This is a genomic window from Mesobacillus sp. AQ2, from assembly GCF_030122805.1.
Classification (GTDB): Bacteria; Bacillota; Bacilli; order Bacillales; family Cytobacillaceae; genus Mesobacillus; species Mesobacillus oceanisediminis_A.
Genome location: NZ_CP126080.1, coordinates 3,348,630 through 3,372,748, shown reverse-complemented (window position 1 = coordinate 3,372,748; position 24,119 = coordinate 3,348,630). Strand labels below are relative to the sequence as shown.

Genomic DNA, 24,119 nt, shown 5'->3' with positions numbered 1-24,119 from the left:
CCTCCATTATTTATTGAATCTTGATATTCCTGCTGATATAATCAACAATAGTGTACATGCGCGAGTATAGTAGGAGTGAACGCAATGAGCAGAGAAGATAGACTTAATAGACAAAGTAAAATACGAAATTTTTCGATTATCGCCCATATTGACCATGGAAAGTCCACGCTGGCTGACCGGATCCTTGAAAAGACGAATGCCTTGACTGCGCGTGAAATGAAGGATCAGCTGCTGGATTCGATGGATCTTGAGCGTGAACGTGGAATCACGATAAAGCTGAACTCAGTACAATTGAAGTACCAGGCGAAAGATGGAGAGATCTATACTTTCCACCTTATCGATACACCTGGACACGTAGACTTCACTTATGAAGTATCTCGAAGCCTTGCAGCATGTGAAGGTGCTGTCCTTGTTGTCGATGCAGCACAGGGAATCGAGGCACAGACGCTGGCGAATGTTTACCTTGCAATCGATAATGACCTGGAAATCGTGCCGGTCATCAATAAAATCGATCTGCCGAGTGCGGATCCTGAACGTGTCAGAAACGAAATAGAAGAAGTGATCGGCCTGGATGCTTCTGAAGCTGTCCTGGCGTCCGCAAAAGCAGGAATCGGGATTGAAGATATCCTTGAGCAAATCGTCGAGAAAGTTCCTGCCCCTCAGGGAGATCCTGATGCTCCATTAAAAGCATTGATTTTCGACTCTTTGTATGACGCGTACCGCGGCGTAGTTGCATATATCCGCGTTGTCGATGGAACGGTCAAAGTCGGCGACAAAATCAAAATGATGGCGACAGGCAAAGAGTTCGAAGTAACTGAAGTCGGAGTATTCACACCAAAGGCCACCCCTTCACCTGAGCTGACTGTCGGAGATGTAGGTTTCCTGACAGCGGCAATCAAGAACGTCGGCGACACACGTGTCGGTGATACGATCACAAACGCGAAAAACGGTGCTGCCGAAGCACTTCCTGGATACCGTCGCTTGAACCCAATGGTATATTGCGGTCTGTATCCGATTGACTCAGCGAAATTCAATGACCTGAGGGAAGCACTTGAAAAACTTGAGCTTAACGATTCAGCGCTTCAATTCGAACCGGAAACATCACAGGCATTAGGCTTCGGTTTCCGCTGCGGATTCCTGGGACTTCTTCATATGGAAATCATCCAGGAGCGCATCGAGCGTGAATTCAAGATTGACCTGATCACTACTGCGCCAAGCGTTATTTACGATGTCATCATGACAGACGGCACTGAAATTAAGGTGGATAACCCTTCCAATATGCCTGATCCGCAAAAGATTGACCGTGTAGAAGAGCCATATGTAAAAGCAACAATGATGGCGCCGAATGATTATGTCGGAGCGATCATGGAGCTTTGCCAGGAGAAACGCGGTATCTTCATCGACATGCAATATATGGATGAGACACGCGTCAGCATCGTGTATGAAATCCCGCTGTCTGAAATCGTCTATGATTTCTTTGACCAGCTGAAATCAAGCACGAAAGGCTATGCTTCGTTCGATTACGAGCTGATCGGCTACAAGCCTTCCAAGCTGGTGAAGATGGACATCCTGCTTAATGCTGAAAAAGTAGATGCATTGAGCTTCATCGTTCACAGGGACTTTGCTTATGAACGAGGAAAAGTAATCGTGGATAAGTTGAAAGACCTTATTCCACGACAGCAATTCGAGGTGCCAATCCAGGCGGCCATTGGCCAGAAAATTGTTGCCCGTTCGACCATCAAGGCGATGCGCAAAAACGTACTGGCCAAATGTTATGGCGGGGATATCTCACGTAAGCGTAAGCTCCTTGAGAAACAAAAAGAAGGTAAGAAGCGCATGAAGCAGGTTGGTTCTGTAGAAGTGCCGCAGGAAGCCTTCATGGCAGTCCTGAAGATGGACGATAACAATACAAAGAAATAATATAGAGGGGAGGCTGGATGTGCTTGTTAACCAAGCGATTCTGGCCTCTTTTTTCAATAAACCAGGGAAGTGAAAATCAATGAAATCAGCATATATCCATATTCCGTTCTGCCATCATATTTGCCACTATTGTGATTTCAATAAAGTCTTCATGAAAGGACAGCCTGTTGATGACTATCTTGATGCCCTTGCAAAAGAAATGGAGTTAACAGTAAAACATGATCAGCATGTCCTTGATACGATTTTCGTGGGCGGCGGTACTCCGACTGCATTGGATGAAAGGCAGTTAGGCAAATTGGTCAAGTCAATCCAGGCAAAGCTGAACTTCAATAAAAACACAGAGTATACATTCGAAGCGAATCCAGGCGACTTGTCAAAAGAAAAGTTGGCCATCCTGAAAGATGCCGGTGTTAACCGCCTGAGTTTTGGAGTACAGACATTTAATGATGAACTTCTGAAAAAAATCGGCCGCAGCCACCGGGCGAGGGATGTATTTGAATCAATCGAAAATGCGAAAGCGGCAGGCTTCGATAATATCAGCATCGATTTGATATACAGTCTTCCCGGCCAGACGAAGGCTGACTTCATCGAATCCATCGAAACGGCCCTTTCTTTGGGCCTGGTCCATTACTCTGGTTATTCATTAATCATTGAACCAAAAACAGTATTTTATAATTTAATGCAAAAAGGGAAACTGCCAATCCCTGGCGAGGATGCCGAAGCGGAAATGTATGAAACGCTTATGGATCATATGGAAACAAACGGCTTCCATCAATACGAAATCAGCAATTTTGCGGTCCCGGGATATGAAAGCAGGCATAATCTAACCTACTGGAACAACGAGGAGTACTATGGTTTTGGTGCAGGAGCTCATAGTTATGTAAAAGGAATGAGACAGTCGAATTACGGCCCACTGAAAAAGTATATGGAACCGATCGACAGGGGAGAGCTGCCGCTTATGGATGTGCATAAGGTTACCCTTGAAGAACAAATGGAAGAAGAAATGTTCCTTGGATTAAGGAAGACAAAAGGTGTTTCCATTCGACATTTCGAAGAAAAATTCGGCCGCAATCCAATGCAATTTTTCGATGGACAAATTGAAGATTGGACCCGGAAAGGGCTGCTGGAAACCGATGATGACCGCATCTTCCTGACAAGGCAGGGACGTATGCTTGGCAATGAAGTTTTTCAATCATTCATTGGGGTATCAAATCATTGACATCCTTATCGATTACTGATAAATTATTTTTAGAATTAGCACTCGTTATTATAGAGTGCTAACAGAGGTGATGATGTTGTTAACAGATCGTCAGGTGCTTATTTTGCAGGTGATTGTTGATGACTTTATTCGTTCAGCTCAGCCGATAGGTTCGAGGAGCTTGTCGAAAAAAGAGGAAATTAATTTCAGTTCGGCGACAATCCGGAATGAAATGGCAGATTTGGAGGATATGGGATTTATTGAGAAGACCCATACATCCTCAGGGAGGATTCCTTCCGAAAAGGGCTATCGTTTTTATGTTGATAACCTTCTGCTGCCGCAAAAAGTGAACCGTTCTGATATGGCGGCGATCAAATCAATTTTTGCTGAAAGAATATACGAGCTTGAGAAAATCGTCCAGAAATCGGCAAAGATTTTATCTGAAATGACCAATTATACATCAATCGTTTTAGGACCGGCTGTAAAAGACAACAGGCTGAGAAAGCTGCAGATCGTTCCGTTGAATAAAGATACGGCGATCGCCATTATCGTGACTGATACAGGGCATGTGGAAAACAGGATGTTCCATTTCCCTACCAGCATTGATCCGTCTGATGTAGAAAAAATGGTCAATATCCTGAACGAGCGATTGGCCGGCGTCCCGCTTACCAATCTTAATTCCAAGATCTACAAGGAGATCGCTATGCTGCTGCGCCAGCATATCAGCAGTTATGACACACTCCTTAATACAATCATGGACACTTTGAATATGCCAGCCCATGAAAAAGTTTTCTTTGGCGGGAAGACGAATATCCTCAGCCAGCCGGAATTCAACGATGTTGAAAAAATCCGCAACCTGATGAATATGATCGAGCATGAGGATGGCTTATATAACCTCATCAGGAAAAACCCGGCCGGGATCAATGTCAGGATTGGTACGGAAAACGATAATTCAGCAATGGAAAATTGCAGTCTGATCACTGCCACTTATTCCATGGGTGAAGAAAAGCTGGGATCCATTGCAGTTTTAGGTCCGACACGGATGGAGTACTCACGGGTCATCAGCTTGCTTCAGTTGATCAGTACGGATTTGTCCAAGGTACTTACACAGCTGTATCAAAATAAATAAGCATGGAAATATTGATTAAGGGTGGAGCAGCCTGTTCCATCCTGAATCGTCATGTGTTTTCTACTGAAGCGATTATGCTTCGTTGAAATATATCCAGATTAACCTGGACAAAGCGGCCCGTGGATCCTTGCCGCGATACTTTTAGGGAGGTGAGTTGACGTGACAGAAGAGAGAAACAACACTGAGCAAGAATTGAACAGCCAGGCAGAAGAAGAAGCGGTTGAAGAGGTTTTTGCTGAAAATGAAGCTTCTGAACAGACTGAAGATATTCCGGCTCAAGAGGAAGGGCAACAAGATCCAATGGTGCAGAAAATTGCTGAATTGGAAGGCAAGCTTGAAGAAGCCGATAACCGTTACTTGCGCCTTCAGGCTGATTTTGACAACTTCCGCCGCCGTTCAAGGATTGAACTTGAAGCGAGCGCTAAATATAGAGCCCAAAACATTATTACAGATCTGCTTCCGGCCATCGATAACTTCGAGCGTGCATTGAAGATGGACGTGGATAATGAACAGGCGAAATCCCTTAAACAGGGAGTGGAAATGGTTTACCGCAGCTTGCTTGACGCCCTTAAGAATGAAGGCGTTGAAGTAATTGATGCAGTTGGCAAAGAATTTGATCCGCATCTTCACCAGGCAGTGATGCAGGCTGAAGATGAAAATTACGGTCCAAACATTGTTGTTGAAGAATTCCAAAAAGGCTATATACTGAAGGACCGCATCATTCGTCCAGCGATGGTAAAAGTGAACCAATAACAGTGGTTACATAAAAGATCCAGGAGGTAATTGAATATGAGTAAAATCATCGGTATTGACTTAGGAACAACAAACTCTTGTGTAGCCGTATTAGAAGGCGGCGAACCAAAGGTAATCCCGAATCCAGAAGGCAACAGAACAACTCCTTCTGTCATCGCGTTCAAAAACGGCGAACGCCAGGTGGGTGAGGTGGCTAAGCGCCAGGCAATCACTAACCCAAATACAATCATTTCCATTAAGCGTCACATGGGAACAGACCATAAAGTGGAAGTTGAAGGCAAGGAATACTCACCACAGGAACTTTCTGCTGTCATTCTTCAATACTTGAAATCTTATGCTGAAGACTATCTTGGTGAGCCAGTAACAAAGGCAGTCATCACTGTACCAGCGTACTTTAATGATGCTGAGCGTCAGGCAACAAAGGATGCAGGCAGAATCGCTGGCCTTGAAGTTGAGCGTATCATCAACGAGCCGACAGCTGCAGCACTTGCATACGGCCTCGATAAAATGGACGAAGACCAGACAATCCTGGTTTATGACCTTGGCGGCGGTACTTTCGACGTTTCCATCCTTGAACTTGGTGATGGCGTATTTGAAGTAAAATCTACTGCAGGTGACAACCGTCTTGGCGGTGACGACTTTGACCAGGTCATCATTGACTATTTAGTAGAACAATTCAAGAAGGAAAACGGAATCGACCTTGCTAAAGACAAAATGGCCCTTCAGCGTCTTAAGGATGCAGCAGAGAAAGCAAAGAAGGATCTTTCTGGTGTCACTTCAACACAGATTTCCCTTCCGTTCATCACTGCAGGGGAAGCTGGACCGCTTCACCTTGAATTGAACCTGACTCGCGCTAAATTCGAAGAGCTTTCTGCAGGATTGGTAGAGCGTACTATGGGACCTACTCGCCAGGCACTTAAAGATGCTGGCTTAAGCCCATCTGAACTGGATAAAGTTATCCTTGTCGGCGGATCTACACGTATCCCGGCTGTTCAGGAAGCAATCAAGAAGGAAACTGGAAAAGACCCTCACAGAGGCGTAAACCCTGATGAAGTTGTTGCAATGGGTGCTGCAATCCAGGGCGGTGTTATCTCTGGTGATGTTAAAGATGTCGTTCTTCTGGACGTTACTCCGCTTTCACTTGGTATTGAAACAATGGGCGGCGTATTCACAAAGCTGATCGATCGTAACACAACAATTCCTACTTCTAAATCACAGGTGTTCTCTACAGCTGCTGACAACCAGACTGCTGTTGACATCCACGTGCTGCAAGGTGAGCGATCAATGGCATCTGCCAATAAGACGCTGGGACGCTTCCAGTTGACGGATATCCCGCCGGCACCACGCGGAGTTCCTCAGATCGAAGTAACATTCGATATCGACAAAAACGGTATTGTAAACGTTCGTGCGAAAGATCTTGGCACAAACAAGGAACAACAAATCACCATCAAGTCTTCTACAGGATTGTCTGATGATGAAATCGACCGCATGGTTAGAGAAGCGGAAGAGAACGCAGAAGCTGACAAGAAACTCAAAGAAGAAGTAGAACTTCGCAATGAAGCTGACCAACTTGTCTTTACTGCCGAAAAGACCTTGAAGGATCTTGAAGGCAAGGTAGATGAAGAAGAAGTCAAGAAAGCAAACGAAGCAAAAGACGAACTGAAAGCTGCAATCGAAAAAGGCGAAATTGAAGAAATCCGCACTAAGAAGGATGCTCTTCAAGAAATCGTTACAAACCTGAGCGTCAAGCTATACGAAGAAGCTGCAAAGCAGCAGCAGGCTCAGCAAGGCGCTGAAGGTCAAGAAGGAACAAAGAAAGACGACAACGTCGTTGACGCTGAATTCGAAGAAGTAAATGACGACAAGTAAAAAAAATAAATAGAAATCAAAAAGTCAAAGTCAGGTATAACTTGGCTTTGACTTTTTTCATGTAATAGAACGTCAGCTAAAAAGGGAACTAAATTACCGCATAACAGATATTTTAATTATTGCGTATGAATATATGGAAATGTTAAAATTACCTTTATGTGAAAAGATTCGGGAGTGGTAATCATGAGTAAACGGGATTACTATGAAGTCCTCGGTGTCAGTAAATCGGCTACCAAGGATGAATTAAAGAAAGCCTATCGCAAGCTTTCTAAACAATTCCATCCGGACATCAACAAAGAGCCGGGAGCAGATGAAAAGTTCAAAGAAGTTAAAGAAGCATACGAGGTCCTTAGTGACGACCAGAAGCGCGCCCAGTATGACCAGTTCGGCCATGTGGACCCTAACCAGGGTTTTGGCGGAGGTGATTTCGGCGGAGGGTTTGGCGGTTTCGAAGACATCTTCAATTCCTTCTTCGGCGGAGGAGGCGGAAGACGCCGTGATCCGAATGCACCAAGACAGGGTGCTGACCTGCAGTACACGATGACATTGAAATTCGAGGAAGCTGTCTTCGGCAAGGAAACAGATATCGAGATTCCTCGTGAAGAAGAATGTGACACTTGTGACGGAACAGGTGCAAAACCGGGTACAAAAGTGGATACATGTAAACACTGTCATGGCAGCGGACAGATCAGCGTGGAACAAAACACGCCATTTGGACGTATTGTTAACCGCAGAGTGTGTCATTACTGTAATGGAACAGGCAAGGAAATTAAAGAAAAATGCACAACATGTTCTGGTACCGGGAAGGTTACGAGAAGAAACAAAATTCATGTTAAAATCCCGGCGGGTGTCGATGATGGCCAACAGTTGAGAGTGGCTGGAAAAGGGGAAGCTGGAATCAATGGCGGACCTTCAGGAGATCTTTATATTGTCTTCCATATCAGGTCGCATGAATTTTTCGAGCGTGACGGCGATGACATTTATTGTGAAATGCCAATCACATTCGTCCAGGCATCGCTTGGTGACGAAGTGGAAGTCCCGACACTGCACGGCAAGGTAAAGCTTAAAGTACCTGCAGGAACACAAACTGGAACCAAATTCCGCTTGAAGGGCAAAGGGGTTCCCAATGTCCGCGGCTATGGTACAGGAGACCAGCATGTCCTGGTACGAATCGTGACTCCGACAAAGCTGTCTGAAAAACAAAAGCAGCTGTTGCGCGAGTTTGCGGAAGTAAGCGGGCAATCTCCTCTTGGAGAGCAAGAGGAAAGCTTTTTTTCAAAAGTGAAACGCGCCATTAAAGGTGATTAATCGAATGGAGTTGGTATAAATGAAATGGTCCGAAATCAGCATTTTAACAACAAATGAAGCGGTTGAGCCGATTTCAAATATCCTGCATGAAGCAGGCGCAAGCGGCGTCGTGATTGAAGATCCACTTGAGCTTGTGAAGGAAAGAGAGGACCAGTTCGGGGAAATATACCAACTCAATCCAGATGATTATCCTGAAGAAGGCGTCATCGTCAAGGCGTATCTCCCTGTAAACAGCTTCCTGGGAGAAACAGTCGATGAAATCAAAGAAGCAATCAATAATCTGATCATCTACAATATTGATATCGGATTGAATAAAGTATCAATCAGCGAAGTGAATGAGGAAGAGTGGGCAACTGCCTGGAAAAAGTACTATAATCCTGTGAAGATTTCCGAAAAGTTCACGATTGTCCCTACCTGGGAGGAGTACACTCCAGTGAATACGGATGAACTGATCATCGAGCTTGATCCAGGCATGGCTTTTGGGACCGGGACCCATCCAACTACCGTCATGTGTATCCAGGCGCTGGAAAGAACAGTTCGTCCTGGCGACCGGGTCGTTGATGTTGGAACAGGTTCAGGTGTACTTAGTATTGCCGCAGCGAAACTGGGTGCTGAAAAAGTGGAAGCGATGGACCTCGATGATGTAGCGGTCCAGGTGGCAAAACTCAACCTTAAGCTGAACAAAGTCCATGATGTTGCAACCATTTCACAAAACAACCTTCTTGATGGAGTTGCAGAAGGGGCCGACATTGTTGTCGCTAATATTCTCGCAGAGGTCATCCTGCGTTTTGCGGACGATGCCGGAAAGATTGTCAAGAGTGGCGGTCATTTCATAACTTCAGGGATCATCCAGCAGAAGAAAGAAGTCGTCAAGGATGCAATGATCAATGCTGGCTTTGAAATAGAAGAGATTATGACAATGGAAGACTGGGTTGCGATTATCGGGAAAAAGAAATAATGAAGAAAAAAGGGGAACAGCTTAACCCCTTTTTTCTGTCTTTTTAAAACAGCTTTTTTCGAAAGCGGGTGCTGTGATGCAGCGTTACTTTATTGACGATCTAGAAAGTCAGGAGCAATTCCGTATTATCGGCGATGATTTTCATCACATTGTTCGAGTGATGAGGATGAAGACTGGGGATGAAATCATCTGCGTCAGTCCCAATGGCAAAAGCGCAGTTTGTCAGATTGAAGAAATTACCGATGAAATGGTTGTGGCAAACGTTGTAAAATGGGAGGAAGGGACGAGGGAGCTTCCCGTCCATGTCGTGATTGCGAGCGGTCTGCCCAAAGGGGATAAGCTCGAATTGATCATTCAAAAAGGCACTGAACTGGGTGCCTATGAATTTGTCCCCTTCACCGCATCCCGCTCGATTGTGAAATGGGACAGCAAGAAGGCTGGCAAAAAGGTTGAACGCTGGCAAAAGATAGCCAAAGAAGCGGCAGAACAGTCCCATCGCAATATTGTACCGTCGGTTAAGGAGCCGGTCAGCCTAAAACAATTAGTCAAACTTGCTGATGATTATACTTATAAGCTAATTGCCTATGAGGAAGAGGCGAAGGCCGGGGAAGCATCTGTCCTGTCTGCGACTCTCGCGAAAATGGAGAAAGATCAAAGTCTCCTGATTGTTTTTGGCCCAGAAGGGGGATTGACCGCTGAGGAAGTCACCCTTTTAACTGAAAATGGATTTTTGGCTTGTGGTCTTGGACCACGCATTTTACGTACTGAAACAGCACCGCTTTATGCATTGTCTGCTGTTTCCTATCATTTTGAACTATTGAGGTGAAGATCATGCCTGCAGTTGCTTTTCATACATTAGGTTGCAAGGTTAACCATTACGAAACAGAAGCCATCTGGCAATTATTCAAGGAACAAGGATACGAAAGAGTGGATTTTGAATCTACCTCTGATGTTTACGTCATCAACACATGTACGGTAACGAATACTGGGGATAAAAAGAGCCGCCAGGTCATCCGCCGCGCTGTCCGCAAAAATCCGGACGCTGTTATTTGTGTTACCGGCTGCTACGCCCAGACATCTCCAGCTGAAATAATGGCGATTCCTGGAGTTGATATTGTTGTCGGAACTCAGGACCGTGTGAAAATGCTTGAATATATCGAGCAGTACAAGCAAGAGCGACAGCCAATCAATGCTGTCGGCAACATCATGAAAAACCGTGTATATGAAGAGCTTGACGTACCTGCCTTCACGGATCGTACAAGAGCTTCATTGAAAATCCAGGAAGGCTGCAACAACTTCTGTACTTTCTGTATCATTCCATGGGCACGCGGTCTGATGAGATCCCGTGATCCGCAGGAAGTCATTCGCCAGGCTCAGCAGCTTGTTGATGCCGGCTATAAGGAAATTGTTCTTACAGGCATCCATACAGGCGGCTATGGTGAAGATATGAAGGATTATAATCTTGCAGCATTGCTTAGAGATTTAGAGGCACAAGTAAAAGGGATTAAGCGTCTGCGTATTTCTTCTATCGAGGCAAGCCAGATTACAGACGAAGTGATTGAAGTAATCGACCTGTCCAATATCATTGTCCGTCACCTGCACATTCCGCTTCAATCCGGCTCTGATACCGTTTTGAAAAGAATGCGCCGCAAGTACACAATGGAATTTTTCGGGGAGCGCCTTGATCGTCTGAAAGAAGTCTTGCCAGGTCTGGCGGTCACTTCTGATGTCATCGTAGGATTCCCTGGTGAAACAGAAGAAGAATTTATGGAGACTTACAACTTTGTGAAAGAGCACCAATTCTCAGAGCTTCACGTCTTCCCATATTCAAAACGAACAGGCACACCTGCCGCAAGAATGGAAGACCAGGTCGATGAAGAGGTAAAGAACGAACGAGTTCACCGCTTGATTGAACTATCTGACCAGCTTGCAAAGGAATATGCTTCACAGTTTGAGGACGAAGTACTGGAAGTAATCCCTGAAGAACTTTACAAAGAAGCTCCAGAAAGCGGGCTTTATGTAGGGTACACAGACAACTATTTAAAGGTTGTTTTCCCTGCTGCCGAGGATATGGTCGGCAAAATTGTCAAGGTGAAGATCGCAAAGTCGGGATATCCTTACAATGAAGGCCAGTTCGTACGCGTGCTTGAAGATGAAAACGCAGCAGAACAAGCTGTTATATAAGGGAAATGCAAAGAGCTGGCCAAATGCCAGCTCTTTTTGTTTTTACGCTAACTAAAGAACAAGAGTAATTCAGGTTTATTGTCCCTTATTAAAAAGATTTTGGCGAAAGTTTAATTATATCGACCACATTCCAAGTTTTATCGTCGGATTCTGAAATATATCGACCACATTTTAAGTTTATCGTCGGATCTTTAAATATATCAAACACATAGGGGTTAAAGTACATTTTACAGATGAATCGACCATCTCACCGACCCTTCCCATGAATCACTTCAATCATCACCCCGAATTTCTCCGCGACAGGCAGAACCAGCAATGAAGCGATTAGGTTATAAATGACGCTGACATGCGCCAGCTGGACATCTGGCCTTTCGGCAGTAAAAGGGGCCAGTGCTGCAATCTCGCCGATGAAGGGGAAAAATAAAGCGGCTCCTGCAATGTTCAGCCATACATGGGCAAAAGCTGTCAGTCTTGCCTCTTTGCCTGCGCCAATCGACGCAAGCAGGGCGGTAATGCAGGTCCCGATATTGGCGCCAAGCATGGCAGCTATGGCTGAGTCCATCGATAATGTTCCTTCAGACAGGAATCCCATCACGATGCCGGTCATTGCAGTACTGGACTGGATCATCCCTGTCACAATGGTACCAGTAAATATGCTGATCCAATGACTGTTGTTCAAGTTGGCGAGTGCATGTTCAACTGCCGGCAGACTTGTTACAGGGTCGGCGAGAAAGGTGAAACCGCGCATGGCTGCAAAAATAGCAGCGATGCCAAAAGAAATCGCGCCAAGATTTTGCCATGTCCGGTTGCGGAAAACCAATAGAATTGCCCCGATGATCGCAAAGGGCACAATGAAGGCATCAATATTGAAAGTTATGATTTCAAGAGTGAAGGTTGTCCCGATATTCGATCCAAGAATGATGCCGATTGATTGCGAGAATCTTAGCAGCCCAGCAGAAATCAAGCCGATAGTAATGACCATGACAGCAGAACTGCTGTGCAAAAGTGCGGTCACTGTCATTCCGGCTATCATACCCTTTATTGGTGTATCAGTCATGAGAGCCAGCCAGTTTTTCATCCTGCTTGCCGAAAGCTCGAATAAGCCTTTACGGAGCAGCGTCATGCCTCCGATAAATACAGCGAGGAAAACAATAAATAATAGCAGATAGACCATAAGCACCATCCTTTCATTTAAATGTATGAAAAGGAAAAAGGGACATGCATGGATTTTCTTTTTTTAAGGATCGTTGAGGGCGAAAATACATAATTTAAAACAAGGGCCAATTACAGTTGACCTCCTGCCAGTGATATATTATAATTGCAAGGTACATGGTTTCCCATGTGTTTTGGTGTTAGTGTGTTGTGCTCGGAGGGAGGGAAAGAGAATGTCTAAAACTGTCGTTCGTAAAAACGAATCGCTTGAAGATGCTCTTCGACGCTTCAAACGTACTGTATCTAAATCAGGTACTATCCAAGAAGCTAGAAAGCGCGAATTCTACGAAAAACCTAGTGTAAAGCGTAAGAAAAAGTCTGAAGCTGCTAGAAAACGCAAGTTCTAAGAGAGGGTGGAATTAACTTGAGCCTGCTCGAGCGTTTAAATAATGATATGAAACAAGCGATGAAGAACAAAGAAAAGGACAGACTCACGACGATTCGGATGGTAAAAGCTTCCTTGCAGAACGAAGCGATCAAGTTCGGCAAGCAGGAATTATCCGAAGAAGAAGAGTTAACTGTACTTTCTCGTGAAGTGAAACAACGCAAAGATTCCCTCCAGGAATTTGAAAAAGCTGGTCGTCAAGACCTCGTTGAAAAGATACAAACAGAACTAAAGCATGTCGAAATTTACATGCCACAGCAGCTTAGCGAAGAAGAAGTGACGGAAATCGTCAAAGAAGCTATCGCGGAGACCGGTGCGGCATCAAAAGCCGATATGGGTAGAGTAATGGCTGTCCTTATGCCTAAAGTAAAAGGTAAAGCAGACGGATCTCTCGTTAATAAACTTGTACAACAACACCTTTCATAAAAAGCTCGAAGGCCGCAGGATACTCTTGCGGCCTTTTTAGCGCATATTAAAAGATGTGCCAGCATGATTCATGTGTTATGTTTGTTGCGTGGTTCCCAGGACATTCTGCACTTCGGTTGGCTGGGATTCAAGAGGCCCCCATTCCAAAATACATAATTAACAAATCTGTAAAAAACATTGAAACCTTTTGGTGTACCTATGCGTATTACCAATATGGCCTTATTTTTTACAGAATGGAGGTGCCTAATTGAAAATCAAATCAGTGATTGCCAGCATCATCATCCTCTTGTCACTGGCCAGTCTGGTCAATCCTTTCACTGCGGATGCTGACCAAAAAGTGGTCTATGTCGTTCCGATTGAAGAAACAGTGGAAAAAGGCCTGCTTGCCTTCTTGAAGAGAGCTGTGGGAGAGGCGGAAGAGGCTGGTGCGGAAGCAATCATTTTTGATGTGAATACACCTGGCGGAGCTGTCGATGCCGCTGATGGGATTGGAAAATTGTTGACGGGAACTGACTTAAAAACGGTGTCATTCGTCAATAAAAAGGCGTTATCAGCGGGTGCCTATATTTCCCTGAATACAGATGAAATTTATATGGTTCCCGGAGCTACAATGGGATCGGCTGCGATCATCGACCAGCAGGGCAACACTGCTGGAAAGAAGGCGGAATCTTATTGGTTTGCAGCCATGAAAGCTGCGGCTGTCGAAAGTGGCAGAGATCCGATCTATGCCCAGGCGATGGCTGACGAAAGCATCGACCTTCCTGAACTGGGTGCAGGAAAAGGGAAGTTGCTTACCCTGACGGCAGAACAGGCACTTGAAGTGGGATATTCGGAAGGAACAGTCAAAAACCTCAATGACTTGCTTAATAAACTGGGCTATGAGGATGCCGAAGTCCGGAATGTAAATGAAACTTTCGCTGAAAAGCTGGCGAGGTTCATCACACATCCTATAGTGATCCCAATCCTTATGACAATAGGCAGTCTTGGTTTGGTCCTTGAGCTTTACTCACCTGGATTTGGCCTGCCGGGAATTGCTGGGTTGTCAGCGCTGCTATTATTCTTCTATGGACATATGGTTGCCGGACTGGCCGGTTTTGAAACACTGATCCTGTTTGCGCTCGGAGTCGGGCTAATCCTGTTCGAGTTGTTCATCCCAGGCGGAATTGCCGGAGTCATTGGTTTACTGGCCATTGTCGCGAGCTTTTTTATGGCATCGGATAATGTGGTCCATATGGGAATCTCTTTATTGGTTGCCCTGACAGCGTCCATTGTTTTATCTATTTTGATGATAAGGGTGTTTGGAAAAAAGATGAAATTTTTCAAAAGAATCATACTGACCGATTCAACAAGCACTGAAAAAGGCTATGTGTCTAACAAGAACCGTCTGGAACTGATTGGAGTAGAAGGGGTGACGCTGACACCTCTCAGGCCTTCAGGCACCATCATCGTGGAAGATGAGCGCATTGATGTGGTGAGCGAGGGCGGCTTTGTTCCAAAAGGAAAGAAAGTAAGGATTGTTAAAACGGAAGGCTCAAGAATCGTGGTAAGAGAAATTAATGAGATCTAATTTGTTTTTTTTCATTGTCATGTTCCAAAGCAAAACAATGAAAAACCATAACAAGTAGAGATAAAACCAAAGGTATTTGATCGATTGATTTTCTAACACTGAAAGATCAAAAGCCTGGGTAATATAATTCTTAGGAGGCAGTTCAAATGGATGCAGGTACAGCGTTTGTATTGATTGCGGTTGCACTTGGGATCATTTTCCTTGGTGTATTGCTGACATTCGTGCCGGTAATGCTATGGATTTCAGCATTGGCAGCGGGTGTAAGGGTCAGCATTTTCACGCTGATCGGAATGAGATTAAGAAGGGTAATCCCAAGCAGGGTCATCAATCCGATGATCAAGGCACATAAAGCAGGTTTGAATGTAACGACTAACCAGCTGGAAAGCCACTACCTTGCAGGGGGTAATGTTGATAGGGTCGTTAATGCCCTGATAGCTGCACACCGTGCGAATATTGAGCTTTCATTCGAGCGAGCGGCTGCGATTGACCTGGCAGGCCGTGACGTACTGGAAGCCGTACAAATGAGTGTTAATCCGAAGGTCATTGAAACTCCATTCATCGCAGGTGTAGCCATGGATGGAATCGAGGTAAAGGCAAAGGCGAGAATCACAGTAAGAGCGAACATCGACCGACTCGTCGGGGGTGCTGGTGAAGAAACGATTGTTGCCCGTGTTGGTGAAGGGATCGTATCGACAATCGGTTCTTCCGACAACCATAAAAAAGTGTTGGAAAATCCTGATATGATTTCACAAACCGTCCTTTCCAAAGGTCTTGATGCAGGAACAGCATTTGAAATTCTATCGATTGATATCGCGGACGTTGATATCGGCAAAAACATCGGTGCTGAGCTGCAGACTGAGCAGGCGGAGGCAGACAAGAAGATTGCCCAGGCGAAGGCCGAAGAGCGCCGTGCGATGGCTGTTGCACAAGAACAGGAAATGAAGGCGCGCGTCGAAGAAATGAGAGCGAAAGTGGTCGAAGCGGAAGCTACTGTACCATTGGCAATGGCCGAAGCGCTTCGTGAAGGGAACATTGGTGTGATGGACTATATGAATATCCAGAATATCGAAGCCGACACAGATATGAGAGGTTCCATCGGCAAGCTGTCAAACGGTAAAAAAGACGATAAGAATAATCAATGATGAGAGAACCCGATAAAAGAAAGGGGGGCTCCACATGCAAATTTTATTAGAATTATTCAGTAATCCAATAGCCCTGTTCATTCTGATCGGGGTAATCTCAAGTCTGTTCAATCAAAAAAAGAAGGATGGCAGCCAGCAACAGCAGCGCCGTCCTGTCAGGCCGCCCGGACCAGTCCAGCAGCCACGTCCGGCGCCTGTGAGAAGACAGCAGGCCGAAGCAAAAAGGGAGCCGCTCCGTCCTGAGATTGAAAAAGCTGATGATTACTATCCCCGGTCCGAGAACCGCAGACCTGCAGAACCAAGCAGGGACAAGAGAAGTCAGAGCCCGGCCGATTCAGGAGTTGAAGTCCTGACAGATATTCAAAAGAAATATCAAGAACGAAAGCATCAAACTGAAGAATCTGCAAAAAAACAGCAAACTGGCAGGATGTCGTCCAGTCAAACATCTGGCCGGCTGAACCAAAAGAGAGAACAGGTACAAACCGATGTCGTATTCCAGCCGGATAAAGACACTCTGTTAGAGGGATTGATCTGGGCTGAAGTCCTAGGAAAGCCCCGTGCGAAAAAGCCTTACAACCCGTCGAGGAGATATTAGGCAAAGGATTTTGACCGCTCCTGCTGGTTTGAAAGAATGCTTATGATAAAGTTAAAAATGGTGCTAGAACCTCCCTTTTTCTCATACATATGAGATGAAAGGGGGTTCTTTTTTTTATGGCAAAAAAATGGGGCCAGTATGTACGCAAATGGATGACACAAAAAATGGATCTTCCTCAAGATGTCATGATGGATCTCCCTAGAATCACGATGATTGGGCAAGTCCATATTTATATAGAAAATCATCGGGGCCTGCTTGCTTTTTCAGATGGTGAAGTGAGGCTTATGATCAAAGGCGGCCAGCTTCTGGTCAAGGGCAAGGCGTTCGTGATCAAGACAATATTGCCTGAAGAGATACTGCTCGAAGGAAAAATCGATCAGGTTCTATATATAAATGATTGAAGTTGAGGGGGAGCCAAATGAAAAACCAATGGATACACACCTTTTCTGGCACTGTGAAGGTGAAATTGACAGGCAGGGGCATAGAAAGATTCCTGAACCAGCTGACACGTAATGGCGTGTCAATTTGGAATGTGAAGAAACATGGTTCTGAGGCGGTTACTTTTTATGTCAATCTGCAGGACGTGAAAAAGCTGCGGATCCCGGCGAGGGACAGTCACTGCAAGATCAGGTTCCTGGAGAGGGCGGGTGGCCCTTTCTTTTTAAAGAAGTTATGGACAAACAGTGGGTTTTTAGCAGGAGCAATTTTGTTTTTTGCGTTGATCGTGCTCCTCTCAAACATGGTTTGGGGAATTGAAATAAACGGTGCCAGCCCCGCGACTGAATATCAAATTCGCAAGGAATTGGACAAGATGGGAATAGGTGTCGGTAAAATGCAGTTTTCGATTGACAATGTCGAAAGCATCCAGAAGGAACTGACAGATAAGGTAGGGGCTTTGACGTGGATTGGTGTGGAGCTGAAGGGGACGACCTATCATTTTCAGGCTGTCGAGAAAAGTGAGCCGGAAAAAGCGGAAGCAATTGGTCCAAGGCATTTAGTTGCGAAAAAGAAGGCGGCCATTGTCAAAATTTTCGTGGAGAAAGGGGATCCGGTGGTGGAAGTGAATGATTTTGTGCAGCCCGGTCAGCTCCTTGTATCAGGCTTGTATGGTAAGGAGAATGAGCAAAAAGTGGTAGCGGCCACTGGTGAAATCCTTGGGGAGACCTGGTATTCAACCAAGGTGGAATTGCCTTTAAAAAGTACATTCCAGGTCTATAACGGAAATGAAAAAAGAATTTATTCTCTGAAAATAGCCGGAAAAGCAATACCTGTATGGGGTTTTGGGAAGAATGAATTCAAGGAGTATGAAACCGAAGTCTCAGAGCAGCCAATAAAATTTTTCAAATGGGAGCTTCCGGCTAAAATCGAAAAAAGGACGATCAGGGAGCGGGAACAGGTTACCCGCATCTATACAAGGGAAGAAGCGATCGAAAGTGCAAAAGAACTTGCCAGGAAGGATATAAAAAACACGCTGCCTGAAAATGCTATCATAAAAGGGGAAAAAATTTTACATCAGTCAATTGAGAATGATAAAGTAAGACTAATCACACATTTTACAATCATTGAAGATATTGCAGAAGGACAACCAATTATCCAAGGAGACTGAGAATGACAGAAGACCTAAAGACGACTGAAATCCAACTAGCGAATCCAACTGAAGCCGTTTCATTATTCGGCAATGCAGATATCAACCTGAAATTGATTGAACAGGAGCTTGGAGTCTCGATTGTGACACGCGGTGAGACGATAGGGATTTCCGGGCCTGAGGAGCAGGTGGCACTGGCCCAGGCCGTTTTGGAAAACCTGCTTGCGGTGATCCGTAAAGGCATTAGTGTTAGCCAGAGAGAGGCTGTTTACGCTATTCAAATGGCTGAAAAAGGGACCTTGGATTATTTCAGGGATTTATACGATGAAGAAATCAGTAAAAATGTAAAAGGTAAATCCATCAGGGTCAAGACACTTGGCCAGAGACATTATGTGAATGCCATCAAAAGCCGCGACCTTGTTTTTGGCATCGGACCGGCTGGTACTGGGAAAACATATCTAGCTGTCGTGATGGCCGTCACGGCGCTGAAAAATGGAACGGTATCCAAAATCATTTTAACAAGACCGGCTGTAGAAGCAGGAGAAAGCCTCGGTTTCCTCCCTGGGGACTTGAAGGAAAAGGTCGACCCTTATCTCCGTCCGCTGTATGATGCTTTGCATGATATCCTGGGCACTGAACATACATTGCGTCTGATTGAAAGAGGAACGATCGAGATTGCACCCCTTGCTTATATGAGGGGAAGGACTCTTGATGATGCGTTCGTCATTCTCGATGAAGCCCAGAACACGACACAGGCTCAGATGAAGATGTTCCTGACGCGTCTGGGATTTGGATCCAAAATGATCATAACAGGTGATACCACCCAGATTGATTTGCCGAAAGGCGCTAAGTCAGGCCTGGTAGAGGCGGAGAATGTATTGCAGGATGTCTCCGGAATCTCTTTTGTGCACCTTGAACAGGCTGATGTGGTGCGTCATCCGCTTGTCGGACGGATCATTGAAGCATATGGAAAAAATGAATGAACAACCTCAGTCCGCTCCTGAAAAAATTGTGAGCGGACTTTTGCTTTTGCATGGAAAAGTACAATTTTACTCCTGTAAACGGCGGTTATTTCAATTAGTGATGAAACTTTGGATAAAAACTGATATGATGGTACTTAAAGTCAGGTGATTTCCCAGTTATTCTCAAACTGGCTCGATTTGTTTAGCGGGAGGGCAGTATGGATATGGAAAAGCTGCAGGTCCAATTAACAGCGATTTTAGACTTGTTGAATATAAAGATTTTCCGGGTTTTATTATTCTTGCTTATTGGTATTGTTATGTATTCTGCTATGTTCACCAATGTGAAGCCTGAAAAGCTTAATCTCGAGTTATTCTCTGTGGCAGAGAAAACCATCAGGTCCCCTATTACGATTGAGGATAAAGAAAGCACAGAAGCGAACCGCAGAGAAGCGGTCGAACAGGTCAATGACGTTTATCGGGTCAAGAGGGAATATGCCCAGAACAGGGTGGATCTGGTCACTTCGATATTTGGTTCTGTGTCTGAAGTCAATGCAGAAGCACAGGAAGAAATTGATAAACAGAAGACAGCCGCCGAGGCGGATGGGAAAGACGTTTCCGCACCTCAGGTCCCGACGATTGAGGAGAAAATCGAAAAGCTGAAAACCAAATTGACCGACAGTGAAACGAAGAGTCTTTCAGATGACGTATTCATTGCTTTACTGCAAGCCCCAAAGGAAGAACTGCAAGCTGCAAAGGACCTCACCGTCACGGCGATCAATAATACAATGAAGCATAGTGTTCCCGCGGATGAAGTGGAGAATGCAAAATTGAATGTTGAGGAAGAATTGAAGTATACCAGTCTAAACGGCAGCTTGAAAAGGGCTGTCATCGAAATTGGCCGTTATGCTGTCGTCCAGAATGAATTTTATGATCCTGAAGCTACCGAGGACCTGCGCCAGCAGACAATGGATAGTGTGGAACCAGTGAGGATTCTTGAAGGTCAAATTCTCGTGGATGAGGGACAACTGATCAGCAGGGATATCTATAAGAAACTGCAACTGGTCGGCCTGCTGGAAAGTGAAAATTCATATAAGCCGTTCATCGGGCTAGGGATGCTTACTGCATTAACCTTGTTTGGACTTTATGTCGTTTTTAATGAAATGGAAAACGCTGATAAAAAACAAAAGAACCTGTTGATTTTCAGTATTATTTTTATTACCGCGATTTTATTGATGAAACTGGTCAGCCTGTTCGATGAATTTGAATACTCCGAGATTGGATATATTTTCCCTGCAGCTATGGGAGCGATGCTGATCAAGATCCTGATCAACGAAAGGCTTGCCCTGCTGCAGGTGGCCATTCTTGCGGTGATCGGCACGATCATATTCAACGAAGGCATTACCGGGACATTGAATGTCTCCCTGGGAATTTATATTTTATTGAGCGGTTTGGCGGCGATCCTGTTTTTGCAAAAACAGAATCGGAGGTCCAAAATACTCCAGGCAGGTTTATTTGTCTCGGTGATCAACCTTATTGTCATTCTTTCAATTTTGTTCCTGAGGAATAGCCAGTATTCTGGATTGGAATATGGGTTTTATATTACTGCCGCGTTCGTTTCCGGAATTGTCTCGGCTGTACTGACAATTGGTCTGCTGCCGTTTTTTGAAGCGGGATTCGGCATTCTTTCTACCTTAAGGCTGATTGAACTGTCCAATCCTAATCACCCGCTCTTAAGAAAGATTCTTACTGAGGCTCCGGGAACATACCATCACAGTGTCATGGTCGCCAATCTATCGGAAGCCGCATGTGAGGCAATCGGTGCAAATGGCCTTCTTGCAAGGGTTGGATGCTATTATCACGATATCGGGAAGACGAAACGCCCGCAGTTTTTTATCGAAAACCAGATCAATATCGATAATCCTCATGATAAATTGCCAGCGCTGACAAGCAAAAATATCATCATCGCCCATGCGACGGATGGCGCAGAGATGCTTCGCAAACATCGTATGCCTAAAGAGATAATTGATATCGCTGAGCAGCATCATGGGACTACTTTGCTGAAATTCTTTTATCATAAAGCAAAACAAAATGGCCATGAAGTGAAGGAAGAAGATTTCCGCTATCCAGGGCCAAAGCCGCAGACAAAAGAGTCTGCGGTCATCGGAATTGCCGACAGTGTCGAAGCAGCCGTACGATCGATGAACCATCCAACCCATGAGCAGATCGAAACACTGGTCGACAACATTATCAGGGACCGGCTTCAGGATGACCAGCTGAGTGAATGTGATATCACCTTAAAAGAGCTGGACAACGTTGCTGATACTTTATGTGAGACATTAAAGGGGATTTTTCATTCCAGAATTGAATATCCAGAAATGAATAAACAGAAGGTGAAGCAGGCATGAGTTTAGAAATCGATTTTTTGGATGAAACAAATGAATTGGCAGAAGAGCAGATGATTGAAATTGAAAAACTTTTGAATCATGCTGCGGTGAATGAGAATGTCCAGGACGGAAGCGAGCTTTCTGTAACTTTCGTTTCAAATGAACGCATTCAGGAAATCAACAGGGAATATCGGGATAAAGACCGGCCGACAGATGTCATTTCTTTCGCATTAGAGGAAATGGGCGAAGGTGAATTGGAGATTGTCGGGGAGGATATCCCCCGCATCCTGGGGGATATCATCATCTCCATTCCTAAGGCAAGGGAACAAGCAGAGGAATACAACCATTCATTCATGAGAGAGCTTGGCTTTCTCACAGTCCATGGTTTCCTCCACTTATTGGGCTATGATCATATGAATGAAAATGATGAAAAACAGATGTTTGACAGGCAAAGGGAACTGCTCGAAGGATATGGCCTTGGACGCTGATAAACGGAGGAAGCATCCGTTGACTTCCTCCTTCAAATTTGGTTTTGAAGGAATTGCAGCAGCAGCCAGGGAACGAAATGTACAAATCCATTTCGGTATTTCAGTTTTCGTCGTTCTGTCTGGCTTCATTTTTGAGATTAACAAATACGAATGGATTGCGATTATTCTGTGTATTGGCGGAATGGTGTCGTTGGAGATGATGAATACGGCAATCGAGAGAACGGTTGATTTGTATACAGAAGAATTCCATCCGCTTGCGAAGCAGGCGAAAGACATTGCTGCCGGTGCTGTGCTCATTTTTGCGATTGCCAGCGTCATTATTGGTATGATCATCTTTTTGCCGAAAATTCCAGCATGGTTCAGTTAGTTGTCCGAACAGGGCAACTTTTCTTTTTTAAAGGCTGTTTTCGTAAAGATTGTTGTTAAAATCTTAAAGCCGATTTTAACGTGCTATAAGCAATTTTGCAGTTCGTTTTTAATTGTGCAAGCTCTTTTCTCATAATAAGCTTGAATTTTATAAAGAAAACTAGGTCATTCAATCCAATTTAGTAGTCAATAGCAACAAAGTTTGAGAAAAGAGCCTTTTTAAAAGGCTCCTATCGCGACAATAGCCAGTTACATGTTAGAACGATTTGAAAATAGGAAAGAACTTGAGTAAAATATCATCACAGTGTACAAACAGTGCTTGAATGTTTTTAGAAAATTTAAAAATTTATATTTCATTTTCGCTACAAACGATGAAATCACACTGGAAATAAGTTAAAATAAAGTGGAGAAGGGAATTACAGGATGAACTTTAATAATCAAGACTCAAATAATAAATCGCACAAATCAGGATTCATATCAATCATTGGAAGGCCAAATGTAGGAAAGTCGACCTTTCTTAACAGGGTAATCGGGCAAAAAATTGCGATCATGAGCGATAAGCCCCAAACGACCCGGAACAAGGTGCAGGGAGTATTGACACTCGATGATTCACAATTGATTTTCATCGACACTCCAGGAATCCATAAACCAAAGCACCGTCTTGGCGATTTCATGATGAAGGTTGCACAAAATACTTTAAAAGAAGTCGATTTGGTGTTATTTATGGTCAATGCCCAGGAAGGATATGGCCGCGGAGAAGAATTCATCATTGAAAAACTCCAAAATGTGAAGACGCCTGTTTTCCTTGTCATCAATAAAATCGATCTTATTCATCCGGATGAGCTGTTGAAACTGATCGAGTCCTACCAGCAGAAATTCAATTTTGCAGAAATTGTTCCGATTTCTGCGCTTGAAGGGAATAATATAGATCGGCTGCTTCAGCAAATCAAGGAAAAAATGCCGGAAGGACCACAGTTCTATCCAGCCGACCAGGTAACAGATCATCCGGAACGCTTCATCGTTTCTGAACTGATCAGGGAAAAAGCGTTGCACCTGACAAGGGAAGAAATTCCTCATTCACTCGCTGTCGTGATCGAAAAAATGGAACGCCAGCCTGAAAAGGAAATGGTGCATGTCATGGCAACGATCATTGTTGAGAGGGACTCCCAGAAGGGAATCATCATCGGCAAGCAGGGAGGCATGCTGAAGGAGATTGGCAAACGAGCCCGTCATGATATCGAAAGCCTCCTTGGATCAAAGGTATTCCTGGCGTTATGGGTCAAGGTCCAGAAGGATTGGAGAAACAAAGCCACTCAGCTTCGTGATTTCGGTTTCAGGGAAGACGAATATTAAGCCTGTTTGGCAAATGCTCCACCAATAACATATTAACGGATTCCAAATATTATTCATAAACAGGATTTACAATTTTTGCGTAACATGAAAATCTGATTGACAGGCTATGATATTCATAAGGATTTGGGATAGATGCATTGCTAGTGAAAAAATGAAAGGTGGGGTTTTCGATGTTGGATTTTACCTGGAAGGTGTTTTCGCAAACAGGTAACATTGACACGTATCTTCTCTTTAAGGAATTAGAGAAAGACAATCAAGAAATACCCGGTTATCAGGAGGATGAACTAGCACAAATTGATTTTCCAATCTCATAGGTTTGTCTGTAGTAATGGATG

23 protein-coding genes are annotated in these 24,119 nt (G+C 44.5%); 22 read left to right on the top strand and 1 reads right to left on the bottom strand.

Annotation, left to right across the window (positions count from 1 at the left end; all coding sequences use genetic code 11):
• Positions 1-84 precede the first annotated feature (84 nt).
• The 9 genes from lepA to mtaB all read left to right on the top strand — a co-directional run bounded on the left by lepA (position 85) and on the right by mtaB (position 11,319).
• Positions 85-1,920: a translation elongation factor 4 gene (gene lepA, locus QNH36_RS17065; protein WP_144476147.1), complete on the top strand. Its 1,836-nt coding sequence runs from the start codon at positions 85-87 to the stop codon at positions 1,918-1,920.
• A 79-nt stretch (positions 1,921-1,999) separates the two neighbouring features.
• Positions 2,000-3,139 (top strand): radical SAM family heme chaperone HemW, encoded by a 1,140-nt coding sequence (hemW, locus tag QNH36_RS17060; protein WP_283903851.1) that lies wholly within the window; start codon positions 2,000-2,002, stop codon positions 3,137-3,139.
• Positions 3,140-3,215: 76 nt separating this feature from the next.
• Positions 3,216-4,247, top strand: a complete 1,032-nt coding sequence (gene hrcA / locus QNH36_RS17055; RefSeq protein WP_144476890.1) for a heat-inducible transcriptional repressor HrcA — start codon at positions 3,216-3,218, stop codon at positions 4,245-4,247.
• Between the two features lie 159 nt (positions 4,248-4,406).
• Positions 4,407-5,000: a nucleotide exchange factor GrpE gene (grpE, locus tag QNH36_RS17050; RefSeq protein ID WP_283903850.1), complete on the top strand. Its 594-nt coding sequence runs from the start codon at positions 4,407-4,409 to the stop codon at positions 4,998-5,000.
• Between the two features lie 36 nt (positions 5,001-5,036).
• Entirely contained in the window at positions 5,037-6,869 is a 1,833-nt protein-coding gene (gene dnaK / locus QNH36_RS17045; protein WP_144476150.1) for a molecular chaperone DnaK, read from the top strand.
• 183 nt (positions 6,870-7,052) lie between these two features.
• On the top strand, positions 7,053-8,177 hold the full coding sequence (gene dnaJ, locus QNH36_RS17040; RefSeq protein ID WP_144476151.1) for a molecular chaperone DnaJ: 1,125 nt from the start codon (positions 7,053-7,055) through the stop codon (positions 8,175-8,177).
• 19 nt (positions 8,178-8,196) lie between these two features.
• Positions 8,197-9,135, top strand: coding sequence for a 50S ribosomal protein L11 methyltransferase (prmA, locus tag QNH36_RS17035; RefSeq protein WP_283903849.1), 939 nt, complete (start codon positions 8,197-8,199; stop codon positions 9,133-9,135).
• A gap of 76 nt (positions 9,136-9,211) precedes the next feature.
• Positions 9,212-9,961, top strand: coding sequence for a 16S rRNA (uracil(1498)-N(3))-methyltransferase (locus QNH36_RS17030; RefSeq protein WP_144476153.1), 750 nt, complete (start codon positions 9,212-9,214; stop codon positions 9,959-9,961).
• Between the two features lie 5 nt (positions 9,962-9,966).
• Positions 9,967-11,319 carry a tRNA (N(6)-L-threonylcarbamoyladenosine(37)-C(2))-methylthiotransferase MtaB gene (gene mtaB, locus QNH36_RS17025; protein WP_144476154.1) on the top strand — a complete coding sequence of 451 codons (1,353 nt, stop codon included), beginning with the start codon at positions 9,967-9,969 and terminating at the stop codon, positions 11,317-11,319.
• A 247-nt stretch (positions 11,320-11,566) separates the two neighbouring features.
• On the opposite strand, the gene QNH36_RS17020 is transcribed toward mtaB, so the two are convergent.
• Positions 11,567-12,493: a Na/Pi symporter gene (locus QNH36_RS17020; protein ID WP_144476155.1), complete on the bottom strand. Its 927-nt coding sequence runs from the start codon at positions 12,491-12,493 to the stop codon at positions 11,567-11,569.
• Positions 12,494-12,704: 211 nt separating this feature from the next.
• Here QNH36_RS17020 and rpsU point away from each other — a divergent pair, with 211 nt between their 5' ends.
• The 13 genes from rpsU to QNH36_RS16955 all read left to right on the top strand — a co-directional run bounded on the left by rpsU (position 12,705) and on the right by QNH36_RS16955 (position 24,098).
• Complete coding sequence (rpsU, locus tag QNH36_RS17015; RefSeq protein WP_015595024.1) at positions 12,705-12,878, top strand: 30S ribosomal protein S21; 174 nt, start codon at positions 12,705-12,707, stop codon at positions 12,876-12,878.
• A gap of 17 nt (positions 12,879-12,895) precedes the next feature.
• Positions 12,896-13,342 (top strand): GatB/YqeY domain-containing protein, encoded by a 447-nt coding sequence (locus tag QNH36_RS17010; RefSeq protein ID WP_144476156.1) that lies wholly within the window; start codon positions 12,896-12,898, stop codon positions 13,340-13,342.
• A gap of 247 nt (positions 13,343-13,589) precedes the next feature.
• Positions 13,590-14,909 carry an NfeD family protein gene (locus QNH36_RS17005; RefSeq protein ID WP_481825285.1) on the top strand — a complete coding sequence of 440 codons (1,320 nt, stop codon included), beginning with the start codon at positions 13,590-13,592 and terminating at the stop codon, positions 14,907-14,909.
• Between the two features lie 146 nt (positions 14,910-15,055).
• Entirely contained in the window at positions 15,056-16,051 is a 996-nt protein-coding gene (floA, locus tag QNH36_RS17000; protein WP_144476157.1) for a flotillin-like protein FloA, read from the top strand.
• Positions 16,052-16,085: 34 nt separating this feature from the next.
• Positions 16,086-16,646, top strand: a complete 561-nt coding sequence (locus QNH36_RS16995) for a YqfB family membrane protein (protein ID WP_144476158.1) — start codon at positions 16,086-16,088, stop codon at positions 16,644-16,646.
• Positions 16,647-16,762: 116 nt separating this feature from the next.
• Positions 16,763-17,047, top strand: a complete 285-nt coding sequence (gene yqfC / locus QNH36_RS16990; protein WP_079509795.1) for a sporulation protein YqfC — start codon at positions 16,763-16,765, stop codon at positions 17,045-17,047.
• Positions 17,048-17,064: 17 nt separating this feature from the next.
• Complete coding sequence (gene yqfD / locus QNH36_RS16985; protein ID WP_283903848.1) at positions 17,065-18,252, top strand: sporulation protein YqfD; 1,188 nt, start codon at positions 17,065-17,067, stop codon at positions 18,250-18,252.
• 2 nt (positions 18,253-18,254) lie between these two features.
• A complete protein-coding gene (locus tag QNH36_RS16980) occupies positions 18,255-19,214 on the top strand; it encodes a PhoH family protein (RefSeq protein ID WP_283903847.1) in 960 nt (319 codons plus the stop codon).
• 203 nt (positions 19,215-19,417) lie between these two features.
• Entirely contained in the window at positions 19,418-21,598 is a 2,181-nt protein-coding gene (locus QNH36_RS16975; protein ID WP_283905430.1) for an HD family phosphohydrolase, read from the top strand.
• Positions 21,595-22,065 (top strand): rRNA maturation RNase YbeY, encoded by a 471-nt coding sequence (gene ybeY, locus QNH36_RS16970; protein WP_144476161.1) that lies wholly within the window; start codon positions 21,595-21,597, stop codon positions 22,063-22,065. The genes QNH36_RS16975 and ybeY overlap by 4 nt, the downstream gene beginning before the upstream one ends.
• Positions 22,049-22,432 carry a diacylglycerol kinase family protein gene (locus QNH36_RS16965; RefSeq protein ID WP_144476162.1) on the top strand — a complete coding sequence of 128 codons (384 nt, stop codon included), beginning with the start codon at positions 22,049-22,051 and terminating at the stop codon, positions 22,430-22,432. The genes ybeY and QNH36_RS16965 overlap by 17 nt, the downstream gene beginning before the upstream one ends.
• A 422-nt stretch (positions 22,433-22,854) precedes the next feature.
• Positions 22,855-23,784, top strand: a complete 930-nt coding sequence (gene era, locus QNH36_RS16960) for a GTPase Era (RefSeq protein WP_283903846.1) — start codon at positions 22,855-22,857, stop codon at positions 23,782-23,784.
• Positions 23,785-23,954: 170 nt separating this feature from the next.
• The gene (locus tag QNH36_RS16955; protein WP_144476164.1) at positions 23,955-24,098 is read left to right on the top strand and encodes a YqzL family protein; all 144 of its coding nucleotides are present in this window, start codon (positions 23,955-23,957) and stop codon (positions 24,096-24,098) included.
• Positions 24,099-24,119 lie beyond the last annotated feature (21 nt).

Bases quoted from the DNA above. Each gene is read 5' to 3' on its own strand.
- mtaB (WP_144476154.1), top strand. From the start codon at position 9,967: ATGCCTGCAGTTGCTTTTCATACATTAGGTTGCAAGGTTAACCATTAC.
- yqfC (WP_079509795.1), top strand. From the start codon at position 16,763: ATGGCAAAAAAATGGGGCCAGTATGTACGCAAATGGATGACACAAAAA.
- lepA (WP_144476147.1), top strand. From the start codon at position 85: ATGAGCAGAGAAGATAGACTTAATAGACAAAGTAAAATACGAAATTTT.
- rpsU (WP_015595024.1), top strand. From the start codon at position 12,705: ATGTCTAAAACTGTCGTTCGTAAAAACGAATCGCTTGAAGATGCTCTT.
- QNH36_RS16995 (WP_144476158.1), top strand. From the start codon at position 16,086: ATGCAAATTTTATTAGAATTATTCAGTAATCCAATAGCCCTGTTCATT.
- prmA (WP_283903849.1), top strand. From the start codon at position 8,197: ATGAAATGGTCCGAAATCAGCATTTTAACAACAAATGAAGCGGTTGAG.
- QNH36_RS16980 (WP_283903847.1), top strand. From the start codon at position 18,255: ATGACAGAAGACCTAAAGACGACTGAAATCCAACTAGCGAATCCAACT.
- QNH36_RS16965 (WP_144476162.1), top strand. From the start codon at position 22,049: ATGGCCTTGGACGCTGATAAACGGAGGAAGCATCCGTTGACTTCCTCC.
- dnaK (WP_144476150.1), top strand. From the start codon at position 5,037: ATGAGTAAAATCATCGGTATTGACTTAGGAACAACAAACTCTTGTGTA.
- QNH36_RS17020 (WP_144476155.1), bottom strand. From the start codon at position 12,493: ATGGTCTATCTGCTATTATTTATTGTTTTCCTCGCTGTATTTATCGGA.
- ybeY (WP_144476161.1), top strand. From the start codon at position 21,595: ATGAGTTTAGAAATCGATTTTTTGGATGAAACAAATGAATTGGCAGAA.
- QNH36_RS16975 (WP_283905430.1), top strand. From the start codon at position 19,418: ATGGAAAAGCTGCAGGTCCAATTAACAGCGATTTTAGACTTGTTGAAT.
- floA (WP_144476157.1), top strand. From the start codon at position 15,056: ATGGATGCAGGTACAGCGTTTGTATTGATTGCGGTTGCACTTGGGATC.
- QNH36_RS16955 (WP_144476164.1), top strand. From the start codon at position 23,955: ATGTTGGATTTTACCTGGAAGGTGTTTTCGCAAACAGGTAACATTGAC.
- dnaJ (WP_144476151.1), top strand. From the start codon at position 7,053: ATGAGTAAACGGGATTACTATGAAGTCCTCGGTGTCAGTAAATCGGCT.
- yqfD (WP_283903848.1), top strand. From the start codon at position 17,065: ATGAAAAACCAATGGATACACACCTTTTCTGGCACTGTGAAGGTGAAA.
- era (WP_283903846.1), top strand. From the start codon at position 22,855: ATGAACTTTAATAATCAAGACTCAAATAATAAATCGCACAAATCAGGA.
- hemW (WP_283903851.1), top strand. From the start codon at position 2,000: ATGAAATCAGCATATATCCATATTCCGTTCTGCCATCATATTTGCCAC.
- QNH36_RS17030 (WP_144476153.1), top strand. From the start codon at position 9,212: ATGCAGCGTTACTTTATTGACGATCTAGAAAGTCAGGAGCAATTCCGT.